The organism is Streptomyces sp. NPDC020192 (assembly GCF_044388685.1).
In the GTDB taxonomy this organism is placed as follows: Bacteria; Actinomycetota; Actinomycetes; order Streptomycetales; family Streptomycetaceae; genus Streptomyces.
Map to the genome: position 1 here is coordinate 160856 of NZ_JBIRXG010000003.1, position 14851 is coordinate 175706.

At 67.5% G+C, this 14851-nt stretch carries 6 protein-coding genes; 1 reads left to right on the top strand and 5 read right to left on the bottom strand.

The window, feature by feature from the left end; all coding sequences use genetic code 11:
- The 5 genes from drmB to ACH47Z_RS07820 all read right to left on the bottom strand — a co-directional run bounded on the left by drmB (nucleotide 1) and on the right by ACH47Z_RS07820 (nucleotide 12163).
- Complete coding sequence (gene drmB / locus ACH47Z_RS07800; RefSeq protein WP_399071665.1) at nucleotides 1-1866, bottom strand: DrmB family protein; 1866 nt, start codon at nucleotides 1864-1866, stop codon at nucleotides 1-3.
- Complete coding sequence (locus tag ACH47Z_RS07805) at nucleotides 1863-5111, bottom strand: helicase-related protein (protein WP_399071668.1); 3249 nt, start codon at nucleotides 5109-5111, stop codon at nucleotides 1863-1865. Before ACH47Z_RS07805 ends, drmB begins: the two co-directional genes overlap by 4 nt.
- Nucleotides 5108-7012, bottom strand: coding sequence for a UvrD-helicase domain-containing protein (locus ACH47Z_RS07810; protein ID WP_399071670.1), 1905 nt, complete (start codon nucleotides 7010-7012; stop codon nucleotides 5108-5110). The genes ACH47Z_RS07805 and ACH47Z_RS07810 overlap by 4 nt, the downstream gene beginning before the upstream one ends.
- Nucleotides 7009-11772: a sacsin N-terminal ATP-binding-like domain-containing protein gene (locus tag ACH47Z_RS07815; protein WP_399071672.1), complete on the bottom strand. Its 4764-nt coding sequence runs from the start codon at nucleotides 11770-11772 to the stop codon at nucleotides 7009-7011. Before ACH47Z_RS07815 ends, ACH47Z_RS07810 begins: the two co-directional genes overlap by 4 nt.
- 202 nt (nucleotides 11773-11974) lie before the next feature.
- A complete protein-coding gene (locus ACH47Z_RS07820; RefSeq protein ID WP_399071675.1) occupies nucleotides 11975-12163 on the bottom strand; it encodes a hypothetical protein in 189 nt (62 codons plus the stop codon).
- A gap of 534 nt (nucleotides 12164-12697) precedes the next feature.
- Between ACH47Z_RS07820 and ACH47Z_RS07825 the strand changes: the two genes are divergently transcribed.
- Nucleotides 12698-14851, top strand: coding sequence for a helix-turn-helix transcriptional regulator (locus ACH47Z_RS07825; protein WP_399071676.1), 2154 nt, complete (start codon nucleotides 12698-12700; stop codon nucleotides 14849-14851).

Below are 14851 nucleotides of genomic sequence, written 5' to 3' on the forward strand. Positions count from 1 at the left end.
TCACCGGCCCAGAACGTTGGCGAAGAATCCGAGGTCGGGATCGTCCGGGATGCCGACGAGAAGGGCGCGGTCCAACAGGATGTTGTTGTGCTCGCAGCTCGTCTCCGGGAGCATCACGCAGGCGTGGCAGGCCGCCAGGTTGATTCCGCCGGTGCCGGACGCCTCGGTCTCCATGCAGAGCGGGTCCGAGGAACACCACTCGGCGCGACGAACGGCCGAACGGACCGTGCGAGCGAGAATCCCCGGCTCACCTTGAGCGACCAGGCCACCCAGACTGCCCGCGGAGTCGCTCGTCGCCGTGTAGACAAGCACCCCGGCCATGTCGTCGGCGGCGTACAGACGCTCGCGCAGGGACGCGGCCGGGTAGCCCGCCTCCAGGCTCCACTCGTTGATGAGGACATGGGCCAGGGTGTGCAGCAGCACCATGCGAGGGGTGGCGGGGGAGGCGACGACGCGGCTCGGGTCTTCGGCGCGCTGCTCCAGCAGCCGCTGGTGGGCGGTACGCATCCGTTCGATCCGGGCCGCCACCGCTGTGGTTTTCTCCCAGGCGCCGAGTCGATCCTCGTTCAGACGGAGAAAGACTCCCTCGCCCCGAACCTCCATGGCCGGAAGCCAACGTAGGGAGCGTTCGGACAGCGGCATCTCCTTGGGATCGGTCGTCGATTCGGCGTTGACGAGCCGGGTGAACGCCTTCAGGGCGCGCACCTCGCGGAGCTTCTTGACCAGCATCGGGCCGGTGACGCCGAGCGGGTCGAGCACGCTCTGGTCGCCCAGCGGGGTCTCGCAGACGAACTCCTCGTCACGGGAGTGCTCGCTCTTGTCGTTGCCGGAGCGGAGACGCTCGTATTCCTTGTTGCGCAGGGCGCGGTAGCGGTGGTCAAAGGTTGGGGCGTCCTCGCCGTGAGGGTCTTCCTCGCGCTCCGCGTCGAGGAGTGTCATCACCTCGTCGACAGGGACCGGACTTCCGTCCGGGAAGAGGAACTTCAGGACGCCTTCGATCTCCGCCCGACCGTTGAGGTTGCGAAGTCTGTCCCAGTGCTCGGCCAGCGGATCCGCGCGGCCATTGCTCCACGGCGGGATGGAGAGCGCCGACTTCAACACCGGCTGCCAGACTGCCGACGAACCGCGCTGCAGTGTGCGCAGGGGGAGTCCGCATCCGCCCGTGGCGGCGGACGCACCGAGCCACGGACGGGAGCCTCGGCACTTGAGGCCCAAGTCCTTGAGCGCTCTCCTCCGAAAGGAGCCTTCCATCGAGACCTCGGGAGCCTGCCCACAGGTGCAGGAGACGAGGATGGAGCGCAGAGAGGAAGTACGCCCGGACGTGCGCATCTTGAGCTTCCCCCCGCACTGTGCCGCCGTAGAGGCACCACGGTCCGTGGAACGGTGCACCCACTGCCAGTATGGGAACTCGTCGAGGTGCCCAGCCTCGCAGGCGACGACGAAGCGGGAGGGGACCAGGTCGACCTCGCACGTGCCGCAGACGCTTCGACCGGCCGGTGGGTTGAAGTCGCGATGTCGTTGCAGGTCGTTGCACTCGGGGCAGGAGTGCATCAAGGGAAAACGTCGGACCCGGATACCGTCTTTGCTGGTGTCGTCGGAAGCGGGCGGCAGCCGGAAGTAGTCGACGCCGAGCACTCGGGCCAGCCGCCGTTCGTGGATCTGCGGGGACTCATCACGGCTCCAGCTCTGCTCGGCCTCGTCGAGTCCCGAGACGATGAAGGACTCATGGTCGACGGCGATGAGCGACCCGACGCCGTACGTGGTGATCGCCTGGGCACGGCGGACCGCACCACGCCGTGGAAAGTTGTGGGCGGGTGCGGCGCCGTCCGCGCCGGTACGGCGACGGCGGGCAGGAGGCGGGGTCATCGGGTTCCCTCCATGAACAGGGCGGTCTCGGCGTCGACGTCACGCAGGCTCCACAACGTGGGATATGCCTCGGTGCTCTCGGACTCGTCGTCATAGGCCTTAAGGAGCGAAGGTGCGCGACTGCCCCTCTGAGGCTCGAACAGCAGGCCGTTATGGATGTCGGCCTCGTCGCACCACCAGTCGACGAACTCGTCGAAGGCCCAGGACACGGCGTTGGTCTCCTCCCGAGTGACCGCGTCCACGCGTTTCAGGAGGATCGTCTTGATGGGGCCACGGAGCACGTCTTCGTATGACTCGACCTTGCCGGCGCCATCGTTGGGGCGGGCGGCAGGGATCATGATGCGGGCGAGGGCGACGATCACCGCGTGCAGGCCCCGGTAGCGGGCACGTGCGGAGAACGGTGTGACTGAGGTGGACTCGACCTCGCGGTACAGGGCCGAGTGGAAATGTTGGAAGCTCTCGTAGTGGGAACGGTCACGAGACCGGGTGGAGTTGAGCATGACCGCGACCAGGCCGGGGTGCGCGCGGCCGACCCGACTCGTGGCCTGGATGTACTCGGCCGTAGTCTGCGGCTGGCCCATCACGGCCATGAGACCGAGGCGGTCCACGTCCACGCCGACCGCGATCATGTTGGTGGCCAGGAGGACGTCCACGGTGTCCTCGTCGGGCAGCCGCTTCTCGATGCCCTTGAGGCGGGTGGGGATCTCGCTGGCGTCGATACGGCTCGTCAGCTCCGAGTAGTTGACGACCGAGCGGACTTCCACCCCCTCGCGCTCAGCGAGCACCTCCAGATAGGCCACCACGTCGTCGTGGACCTGGAGTTCGGCCGCGGACAGTAGCCGGAGGCTGTTGAAGTAGCCGACGAGACTCCAGTAGGCGTCGCGCACCTCATCCTCGGTCTTCGCCTGCTTGGCGCGGTGCAGCAGGGTGGCGTACGTGCGGATCAGGAGGGTGGCCTGGCTGGTGCCGGGGGCCAGGAGACCGACGTAGCGGCGGCTCGCCTTTTCCTCGCGCGGTGTCTCCACGGCGAACCACGAGTCGCGGGCGTCGAGGCCGGCGGGCGGGAACTGCCGTACTTCGCGGGCGAAGAGGTGGCGTCCCTGGTCGGCTGCGCGACGGATGGTGGCTGTGGAGGCGATCACCTTGGGTCGGCCGGCGAGTGCGTCCACGGCGGTCTCGTAGAGGCCGGTGAGTGTTCCCAACGGGCCCGAGATCAGGTGGAGTTCGTCCTGGACGATCAATTCCGGGGGCGGGGTGCCGCCGTCCGGGTCGTCGTCGCGGTTGAAGAGCGCGGAGGTCGCCGGACGCCACGGCATCGACGCGAACTTGTCCACAGTGGCGATCACGAGTGTCGGTCGTGCGTCGTATACCGCCTCGTCGATCAGGTGGACGGGCAGGCCGTCGGCGAAGTCGCAGTCAGCGCCGGGGCATCGGACGTGCATCCGCTTCGCGTCCTCGTCGACTTCGTAGTTCCGTGCGTCGAGGCGGGTTCCGCACCAAGGACAGGCGTGCAGTTGGACGGGATTCTCGGTGGCGAGGCGCTTGTCGAGGTTCGCGCGGAGTTCGTCGAGCTTCAAGCCTGCCTCGGTCAGCGTGTTGGGGGTGGCCGAGCGGCCCACCCACATGCCGACGGAGAACTCTTCGTGGCCCAACTCGGGTGTTCGACGCCGCATGTGCTCCATGGCGCAGAGAAGGACCGCGGCGCGCTCGAACTGCTGGAGTGTGAGCAGCCGCAGCGTGTAGCGCATGAGGACGGTGACACCGCCGCCGTCCGCGCCCTTGCGGATACGGCGCAGGAACGAGGTGAAGGCGATCAGACCGAGGTAGGCCTCGGTTTTGCCACCGCCGGTGGGGAACCACAGCAGATCGGAGATCTTCCGATCACGATGCTCGGGGTCGTCGATGCCGGCCAGGCACAGGAGTACGAACGCGATCTGGAAGGGACGCCAGCGTCCGGCGGTCGGGTCGGGGACGCTGACGCGTCCGCCCTTCACCCAGGCACTGCGGGCACGCTGGTCGGCCATGGCGCGGTTGGCAAGTCGGAAAGCCTTCATCAGATCGGGCTTGGTCCGCAACAGCTCGATGCCCTCGCGGATACGGTCGAGTGCCTCGCGGCAGGCCTTGACCTGCTCCCGCGCGGGTTCCTCGTGCGTCCCACCGGCCAGATCCTCCGTCTCGGCCGCCTTGCGGTCGATCCAGCGTTCGTACCCGTCGGCGAGCCCTCCCAGAGCGGTCAGGATCTCGGCGTCGGACTTCTCCGCCAGACCTAGCATGGACAGCGCCGAGCTGTCGATCTCGGGGTTGGAATCGGTGAGCAGCACCTCCACTGTCGGCACGAACTGGCTCCGCACCTCGGGGACCGCGATCTCCGGGGCGGTTTCGGTCATGCCGATCGGCCACGGATTCCAGTCCCATTCGGCGGCACAGCCGTGCCCGACAGCGAAGGTCGGGGCGTGGCGGTGCAGCAGCCGGCTCGTGGCGACCTCCGGGTCGTGGGCGGCGTCCGGAGCCGGGCGTTCGACGAACGCGTCGGAGCCGTTGGCGGCCCGGACTACCAGCCCGCACTGGAAGAGGGAGAACGCGTCCTGTAGATCCCACTCTCCGATCTTCTGTGTGTTGATCAGAGTGACCGTGATCGTGACTGTCCCGGTGGTCTTGTCAAGGCGGCGGATGTTTACGTGCAGTGACGCTTCGTCGCTCAGTGGGATCGGATCTTTCGGAGCGGTCTCGGTCACGAGGAAGCGCTGGTCGGGGAAGGAGAGTTCCCGCCGGCGCCACCGTTCACGCTGGTCGGCGACAGTACGGGCCTCGGCGCGGCGGGCCGGGATGCGCTTGCCGGCGGCGTCCGTGGGCTCGTAGACGGCCGCACGCGCCGAGACCACGATCGTGTCGCTTATGGCCGGCTTGACCGCGAAGGTCAGGCCCATCGAGGAGGGCCGCCTGTCCCCCGAGGCACCGACCTCCGGCGGGGTACCGGACTCCTCGCCGTCGCCGCGGGTGTTGACGGGAGCGTCGTCCGGACCGTCCTGCTTGGCGGCCTCTTCCTCCTGCCGCTCTTTCGTGGCACGCGGATACAGCACGCCGGTCAAGTAGCGGTCGATCGGCGCGTCCTGGGTGAGTACCTCGTCCCAATCGTCTGGCACGGCGTCCTCGGCGGGGCCGAGGAGCTCACGGCGGAGCCCCACGAGGAGTTCCTCATCTCGGACCCGGTAGTGCTCGGAGTGTCGGCCTGCCACCTGCGTCATGCGCGCTGCTCCTCGTAGTTGTCGGCTCTCCGGTACCGGCCGATGCCGGTGATCCGCGGGACGATCCACACGCCTCGCTCACCGAGACCGGCGTTGGCGCCGGCGGCGGTGCTGCCCGTCACGGTCTCCAGGGTGTCGATCCGCAGGCCGTGGATCTCGTCGGGCCACCAAGGGTCCCAGGTGCGGTTCACCTTCTGCACCTGGAACAGCTCCTCGCGAAACCTCCGTGAGGCCTCGCCGATCTCCCGCCCTTCGTGCACCAGGGCGTACGGCGGGCTCTCCGTCTCGCCCATCGGCAGGTCGTGGCGTCTGCGCAGCAGCACCTCCTGGCCGGGACGGACCTGTTCCACGAGATACGCCTGCGTGGCCATCGCGTCTGTCTCCGGGCCGGGCGGGTCATCCCGGTTCACGTCGCCCGGCTCGGCGACGATCCCGTACCTGTCGTACGACCGCCACGATCCGAGGTAGCGGCGGCCGTGGCGCTGCCCCCCCGCCCTTTTGAAGTGCGGCAGTTCGGGAGGGACCACGTGGTACAGGTCCTGGCGGGCGCGCGTCATCGCCACGTACAGGGCACGGGCCTCGGCGGGAAGGTCCAGCTCGTCCTGGTACCGCTTGTGGAGTTCGGCGAGAGTCGGTGGCGTCAGGACGATCACCCGGTCGAATTCCAGACCCTTGGCCCGGTGCACCGTCGAGACGACGATGCGGGCGGTCTCCGGGTCAGCCGCGTCGTCGGGAAACCTGCCGTCGGCGGCCGCGCGGCGCAGCCGGCCCAGGTCGAGCACACCCCGCCCTGCTCCGCGCGCGACCCGACGCAGGGCCGTCCACAGGGCGGCGGCGTCAGGTTCGTACGGAAGAGGGATTTCCGAGAGGAGCGTACGGAACCGGTCCTCGGTGAAGCCGGTCGCCTCGGTGCGGCGCAGCAACTCGGCCACCCAGTACGGCACAGGACGCTCCTCCAGCGGGCGCCGTAGCCGGTGGTCGATACCGTGTGCGTGCAGAAGGCCGGAGACCACGAGGGCCTGCTGGTTGTCACGGGTGAGGACGGCGCATGTGTCGGAGAGGTCCCGGAGGCCGTCCAGCGTGAACTCGTCGTCGAGGTCACCCATGCCGTTCGCCGGGTTCAAGAGGAGGTCGCGCAGTTCGTCGTAGAGCTTCCTCGCCTCGTCCGGATCGCTCAGCTGTTGGAGCCGGGGGCCGAGCGCCAGTGCGACTCGGGCCTCGGTGGTAGTCGCCCGGAAGTTCCGGGTGAGGTGCAGCTCTACCAGGTCGTCGGGGTAGGAGCAGCGCAGCCAGTCGAAGAACCGGCCGGTCTCGTCGATGCGTTTGCCCAGATCCTCGATCTGGAAGCCGTACACGGACTGGGCGGCGTCTCCGACGACGGTGAAGCCGCAGCTGTCCTGGTACCGATCCAGAAGCGTCTCCACCAGCTCGCGGCGACCACCCAACAGGTCCTGCACCTCGTCGATCACGACATGGGCCGGCGGGATCGCGTCGCCGATCTCCAGCGCACCTTGCTCGATCGCGCGGATCGCGGCGGCGATCCGCTCGTCGAAACCGACCGCTCCCCACTCGCCGTCCGGATGCGCCTGGAGGAGCACCTCGTAGGCCCACGCATCGAAGGTACGGGCACGCACCCGGTGGGCTCGCTCTCCATGCCGGGAGATCCGTTCGCGCAGTTCTCGGGCGGCGGCCCGGGAGAAGGTGAGCACCAGGATCTCGTCCGCTTCCAGCGCCTGTTCGGAGTCGTCGTGGCCGCACAGCGCGTCGAGCCGGCGCACCAGGGTGTGGGTCTTTCCCGCTCCGGCGCCTGCGGTGACCAGGACACGCGCGTCCCAGGGCTGCTCGACCACGGCCAGCTGCTCGTCGGTGAGCGGAGGGCTGTCCTGGTAGACGTCGGTCACTTTCGGCTCCAGAGGTGCTCGAACTGGGTGAAGGCGAGGTGGGTGTCGAAGTTGGCGATGTTGTCGCTGACGTTGAGGATCAGACAGCTCTTCTTTCCGCCGTTCAGCGGTCCGCGCAGTCCGCGACCGATCATCTGCTGGTACACGTTGGTGCTGTAGACCGGCCGGGCCACGACCACGGCACGCGTGGCCGGCGCGTCGAACCCCTGAGTGAGCACACCGTAGTTGGTGAGGACCCGGATGCGTTCGCGTCGGAAGTTCTCGATGCGATTGCGACGGTCCTGGGCGCTGGTCGTCGAGTCCACGGCGGCGGACGGGACGCCCCGGTCGTTGAGCATGGCTGCCAGGTATTTGGCATGGTCGACAGAGGTGGCGAAGAGCAACGTCGGCCAGTCGTCCGGGAGTTCGGCCACCGAGTCGACGATGCGCCGACTGCGCGCGTGGTCGTCAGCGAGCCGCTGTTCGGCGGAGCGGGAAAGCACGGCCATGCGATCGGCGTGTGTCTTCTCGTCCCGTGTGAGTTCGATACGGCCGCCCTCAAGGGTGCGGTGCTCGACCTGGGCGAGCATGCCCCAGTCCTGCAGGTCGCGATACGGGTCGCCTGACGGGAAGACTCCCTGGTCGAGTCGCCGGTTGCCGAAGCGGCTGACCAGGCGGCGGGTCTCCTCCTCGTTGGTGTTCCGGAACGGGGTGGCGGTGAGGCCGAGCAGATGCCGGCCGGTCTCGTACTGGGTGAGTCCCAACTGGCCCAGGATCTCGGTGTACCGCTTGGAGATGGCGGTGTGCGCCTCGTCCACGATCACCAGTGCGGCTTGCCGCAGCCAGGCGTACTGGTCGGTGCTCAGGCACCGTTCCAGCTTGGCGTCGGTGGCGACCACCAGGTGCGGGTGGTCGACGACATTCCCGACCTCGTTCGTGCTCCACAGCCGACTGATGGTGAGCGGGCGCTCGGCGCCCACCTTGGTCCAGACGAACTTCCAGCTCTGGACGGCCTGTTCGCACAGTTCCTCGGTCTGCGCGATCCACAAGAGGGGACCCTTGAGGTCACCGACCCGCTTCACCCAACGGATCACGGCCTCGGCGGTGACCCGGGTCTTGCCGGCGCCAGTCGGCAGGGACAGCATCCCGCGCTGCGGGGCCAGCCGGTCGAGCATCGTGGAGATGTTCCGGACCAGGTCCTCCTGGTATTCGTGGAGACTCGGGAAGTCCCGAGGACCCTCGACGGTCTCGAACGCGGGCGGGGACGGCGTCCTCGAACCGGCGAACGCGACAGGCAGCTTAAGTTCCGAGACGAAGGCGACGGCCGCCGACGAACCCCCGTACGCGACAGGCGCGTTGGGAAAGCGTGCCTGGATGTCCCGGGCGTGCTGCTGGAGCACTCCGTCACCGTGCGCGTTGAACGCCATCTGTGCGATCCGGCGCCCGGACGGCTCCACGCCGTCGGTCGCCTGTAGCTCGGCCTCCATCAATCCCTCGGGGAGACCGGCGCGGAGCGCGTCGGCACCGATCAGCAGCTCGATCTTGGTCACCACGTCTTCGGCCTCGCGCACCGCCTTCTGCGCTGCCTTCAGCTCGCTGTCCCGAGCCATGCGGTCCTGGTGCTCCAGCACTGCGCGGCAGCCGGCAGCACCGAGGCCGAGGCCGAGCTCACGGTCGATCAGGCGCAGCATCGGCTCGGGCTCCAGCGGCACGCGGACCTTGACGGTGCCGTCCTGGCGCACCGCGTCCAGAGGGGAGGCGTGCGTGCCGTTGGGAGTACGGGTGACTTCCTCCAGTTCGCTGCACCGTTGCACCATGCTGTTCCGGTTCCCGCTGTTCAGGCGCTGCCGCAGGGAAGGGAACAGCTCGACCAGAGGGACGGGGTCGCCCTCCGCGACTTCACGGGTCTCCCGGCTGATCACGTCGGCGTAGCGGAGCATGCCCCACTTCTCGATCATCAGCTCGGCGTCCTCGGCGGTCGGTACGAGCAGCGCCGGTAGCTGCTCGGCGCGAAGCGCCCGGTACTGAGCGGCGCCGACGGCGAGGGTGATCTCGTCGTCGGGCCGGGTGCCCCAGACGTCGCCGATCCGGCAACGGGTCAGGGAGTCCTCGGGGAAGTCCGCTCCGAACCGGGTCAGCATCACGTAGGTGGCGCCGACGAAGGAGTCGTCCTCGCTGCGGGTGACCTCGTCGAGGAGTGCGTCCCAGCGGTCGGTGGGAACCTCGTCGACGGTGGTTGGTAGCCGCAGCCTGCGGGCCTTCTCGGGGGAGATGTCGGCGACCGGCAGCACGTCTTGGTAGTCGGCGAGCTGGGGGCCGACGGCCTCCTTCAGCGGCTTGATCCCCTGGGAGGTGGCGATCGTGCCGAACTTCCTGAGCATCCAACGGATCGGCGAGGGCACCGCCTGACGGGTGTTGGTCTGTGCGCCGATCTGGCGCGTCCAGTTGTCCACCACGGCGTCGTCGGGCAACACCTTCAGAAAGGCGGCGCGGGATTCCTCGGAGAGGGCGCGGAAGAGGTGGAGCGGGCCGCCGATCGCGGCGCCTTCGACCTTCATCCGGTTCAGTGCGGGGCGTGGGGCACGACTGTCCAGGCCACGCAGGTAGGCCGCGTGGAGGGCTTCGCGGTACTCCTCGAACCACGCCTCATCCGCCTGGGGCTGCACCCCGCCGGACGGTCGTTCGCGCAGGCCGACCTGTGAGAAGAAGGGGGTATCGTCGGAGTGGAACGCCATGTCGACGGCAATGCTCGGGTCGCGCTTCGCGTCGACGACGGCACCTGGCAGCATGCAGTCCTCGACCAGCCGGAACCGACCGTCGGCGGTCCTCACTCGGAGCGTCGAGCGCGCAGCGGGCACCCGCTCCAGGACTTTGTGGGCCAGGCGACGGATCCCCGCCTGACGGAACAGCTCCCAGAACCGCTCCCAGTCCGAGTCGCTGTAGTGGTCGAAGCCCTGATCGAGGACGCTGACGAACCGGCCCTCGACATCGGCCTCCCGGATGCCCAGGATGTTGAGCGCGTGAGCCAGCGACGGGTCCTGGGCGAGGTCATCGACCACGTAGACCAGGGCCTCGCGCAGTCCGCCCTGGTCGGCACGGCGGAACACCTTGCCGTGCACGGGGGCGACAAGACCGTGCTCCTCGGTGAGCACGACGCGGGCCTTGCGGGCCTCCTCGACATAGGGGGAGTGGTTCTCGATCATGTCCGCGAGGATGCGAACGGCCACCGCCGACGCCTCGGGCGTGCCGCTCTCGACAAGGGCCTCCAGCCACTCCCGGACGTCGGTCCGCCCGTGACCGGCGGCGCCGATGATGTGCTCGACCTTTCCGGAGCGGAGGGCGTCCGCCTCGGCGCTCGGGTGCAGCCAGTTCGAGGGGCGTCCGGGGCAGGCGTGCCACATCCGCAGCCAACTGGACAGCTTCTTCAGGTCCTTGTCGAGCCGCGGGTGGATCCGCAGCTCCGTGGGGATACGCAGGACGCCGTCCTGGTCGGGCAGCGACGGACGGTCTGCGGTGCGGGCCCAGATCTCCCGGGTCAGGAACTCGTCGGCCCAGCTGATCGACTCCTTGACACGGCCGGGCAGCAGGGGCAGGTAGGCGGCCGGGTCTTCGGCAGGTGCCAGGGCGGGGAGGGAGTCGACGACCAACTTGGCCGACACCCGGATCATTTCCTGGTTGAAGGGAGAGGAGTCCAGCAGGTTCTGCCGGTCCTCGTTCGTCTTCCAGGCGCCGTTGAGGATTCCGCTCAGCGACATCTCGTACTTGGTCGGGAAGAAGGACCAGAACTTGCCGCGACCACGCGATCGCGGGCTGACGTACAGGCCGTTCTCCGGATCCTTCTCCAGGGCGGGGACCCCCCACGAGAGGTCGAGCGAGAGCCGGTCGTGCAGCTCTCCGGCGTCGGCGCGGGCCGCCGGTCCGGGCTCGTGGGTGGTTGTGAACACACGCCATCGGTCGGTGGCGACGGCCTTCCCTGTTCGCTCCTCGACCACGGTGTGGAGGTCGCCGGCCTGCTGGGCGGTCAGTGTCCGCCGAGCCATGGGCCGGGGCCGACGGTCCTCCAGTACAACCTTCGCGACGTGCGGCGAGAAAAGCTGGAAGCCGACCGGGAATTCCTCGCGAGGTTCACCATGGTCCTTGGCGCGACCGCCGTGCATGTCCCGGCCCAGCCGGTCGGCAGCCCTCGGAAGAAGGGGCAGGCGAACGACGGTGGTGGCCCAGTTCAGCAGCTCGTTGAGGACGTGATCTGAGGCGCGCTCGGCCTGCATGTCGAGAGGCCGGGCCATCCGCAGCACGGGGGCATCGAACTCCGGGCCGTAGCGCGCCGTCACGCCGGGCACGGCCTTGATCTGCTCGTACGACCAGGCGCGGTCGAATCCGAAACTTCCGTCGCGGCTGAAGAATTCCGGTGCGTCGGTCACCACGAGGACCGACTTGACGCCTACCCCGAAACGTCCGATCTGCCCTCCACGCTTCTTCGACATGCTCATTCGAAGAATTGTCTCCGCACCCTCCGCAGTCACCGGATTTCCCTCGTTCGCGCAGTACAAGTGGGTGTCTGTGAGGACAACATGAACTCGTCCGCCTGATTCCCCCGTCATTTCGTCGGCCGCGTTCTGGACGAGCTCGAAAAGCTGACGGTCGCCGTATCCACCTTGAGCGATTCGGCGCTCGCCATTGGCGTGCTCGGCTACGAGGCCGGGGTCCACTGCGTAAGTCTGCAGGACGCGCGACGACTGTTCGAGAACGGTTTGAATTACGGAAGAGGACGAAGACGGCACTGCTCTGCACTCCTGAGTTGTAAAAGTTCGAGCGAAATGTACGAGACGGGGCTGGCCGCGCCGGCTGACTGTCAGCCGGCGCGTGCCCGCGTGATACTTGGGTTGTATCGGCGTCGCAGTGCCTTCGAGCGGGTGGGAAGGCGTCGGGTTGGGCCTTATTGGGAGGAGAGACTCAGGGGCATGACCTGGTCTTTTAGCTATCTCAGATTGCCGTGGGCTCATCCGGAGGCCAGCCCGGGATCTTCCCATCGGGAAAGTCCTTCTCGGACAGGTCGTAATCCTCAAGAACCTTCATGACCTCGGCCTTGGTCTTTGCTACTCCGATGTTCAGTTCGAATGAGCTCATCTCCCGAGATGACATCAAGAAGTCGTTGTATCCCTGTTCGATCATAAACGGCACACCCCTATTCAGGTTGCACAGGGGTGTATTGGGCACACGTTCCCCCGCGAAAATGGATAGTGAATACTTCAGTGAAGTTCTTTTTGGCTGATCACAATAGCGGATGTCGGTCCCGTGTTGCCAGCCCTTTGTGGAAACGCTTTGTGTCGCGGTGACGACTTGGTGTGCGCATCGTTCTGTTGTTGTGCGGGGTTGAATTTGGGTACAGCTCTCCCCCGGCCGCCCAATATTCCCGGGTTCGGGTTTCGTGAGCGAGATGGGAACCCCATCGTCAACAACGCTAGCGACAGCCACTCGAACGCGTCAACCGAACTCCCGCCTCTTTGGCGGGAGTTGACCGCTCCGATTGCGAAAGTTTCGCCGTGTGGCGCAAAGTGCCCATTCTGGGCAATTCGGGTGCCGAGTTGAAACCGTGCGACCGGGTCGAGTCCGATCAACTGCTGGTTGACGCTAGTGCTTGTGTCAAATTAACCTCGGTGTCCACCATGCGATCCGCATGGAACCCAGGGAAAGAGCAGGTGGCACGTGGAGACAGGTGAGGAGTTCGGGCCTTGGCTGGCTCGACAGCTCAGGCTCGCAGGGAAGACGCAGGCCGAACTGGCCGACGAGCTCAAGTTGACTCGTGCCGCTGTGTCCGCGTGGATCACTGGCAGGTCGACTCCTCGCCCGACCGTGATGACCGACATCGCCAAGGCGCTCGGCACGGATGTGGGTACGGTGCACACCCGCACCACCGACACCCAGGCCGGCCTCCCCGTCACCTGGTACCACCGCCCCGGCTACCCCGACGGCGGCCGCGACCTGGGCAATGCCGCCGCCTTCGCCTTCGACGCCGACGTACAGGTCCTCGCACGCGAGACCTGCCAGAACAGTCTCGACGAGCGCCTGACGGAGAACGGCCGCCCGGTCCGGGTTCGTTACACCCTCCACGAGCTCACCGGCGAGGCCCTGGACGCCTTCCGCGAGGCGATCCTCTGGAACGATCTCTTTCCGCACTACTCCGCCGTCTCGGAGACCGCCGCCAACCAGAAGGTCGGCCGAGTCGTGGACGCCGGGGTCCGCGACATGTACGAAAAGGGCCGCCTGGTCCTGTTGCGGATCGACGACTACAACGCTTCCGGGCTCATCGGCGACGACTACGCGGACGGCAAGTTTGCCGCCGTGGTCAGGCGTCAACTTGAGAGCCTCAAGTCGGGTCCCGGCGCGGGTGGTTCGTACGGCCTGGGCAAGGCGACGCTGTGGGCCACCAGCGCCCTCGGACTCGTGCTCATCAACTCCACTCTGTCTGTGCCTCACGAGGGACGTACCGAGCGACGGGTCATCGGCCGTCTCGAACTGCCGTGGCGTGAGGTGGACGGCGAGCCGTACGCGGGCCCCGCATGGTTCGGGCGTCCCGATCCCGATTCGCCCAGTGCCATGGTCGCCCGTTCATGGTGGGCGGACGAGGAGACCGTGGCACGCCTGCATCTGGCCAGGGAGAGCGACGAACCCGGTACGTCCTTCCTCATCGTCGGCGCCCACGACGTGGCCAGCCTTGAGGGGAAGTCCGACGCCGACGACGAGTTCGTCGGTGACAAGGAGGGCGATGACGAGGACACGCGTGACATCAGCAAGATGCACGGCCGTCTGGTCGAGGCGCTGGGACGTGACTTCTGGGCTGCGATGACCGGCGGGGGCAGCAGGCTCCCCCTTCTGGAGGTCTCTGTCCGTGCCCTACGGAACGGCAAGGAGGTCGTGCCGGAGAAGCAGGTGGACCCGTCTGTCGAGCAGCCCGCCCGGACTCGTGCCCTGAGGGCGCACTACGAGGGCACCACGGTGGATCGCCTCACCGAGGCCGGGCAGGTGGCGGCGCGGAGCGTTCCGCTGAAGCTGCCGCTCTCAGGCGGCGCTCATGGGACGCTCGGCACACACCAAGCGGTCCTGCTGGTCACCGAGGCCGAGGGGGACAAGGACGGGGACGGGGGGAAGAACCAGGTGCACTCACTGCGCGGCAACCGCATGACCGTCAAGAGGACCGGGGTCCCGAGGCTGCCGCTCAACACCAACCCTTTCCAGGCCGTTCTGCTGTTGGGCGAGGCAGCCGGAGAAGCGGCCCCCTTCGCGAAAGAGGCTGAGGAATTCCTGCGTGCGGCGGAGCCGCCTGAGCATGACCGCTGGGGACAGACGGAGGAGCTGACTCTGCGCTGGTCGCCGTCCGCATACCGGCGGATCAACGCGCTGACCGCCGAGGCCAACAGTGCGGTCAGGGAACTTGTCGCACGGCCGAAGCGCAGCAGCCGCGAAGGCGGTGAGGCCGTACGCAAGGCGTTGACCGTGAAAACAAGGCCCAAGGCCAAGGCGCCGGCCGGGCCGGTGGTTCCGGTGCTGGACAAGCTCGACGCGACAGTCGGCGACGACGGGGAATGGCGGATCACCGCCGAAGTGAGCATCCCGCGTGGCGACGAGATCGTCCCGATGGTGCCGGTCGCACAACTGGACGTGCGTTCCGGCGGCCGTCCGAAGCTGGACTGGGCGGAACTCGTGGCCGTCGAGGGCTGCGAGGTGGAGGACGGGACCCTTCTCTTCCCGCCCGGCACCCGTCGCGCGAAGTTCCGAGGATCCACGGACGTCACCAGCCATCCGGTCAGGACCACACTCACGCGCCTCGTCCTCGAACTCCGTGCCGGCAAGGGAGAGTGA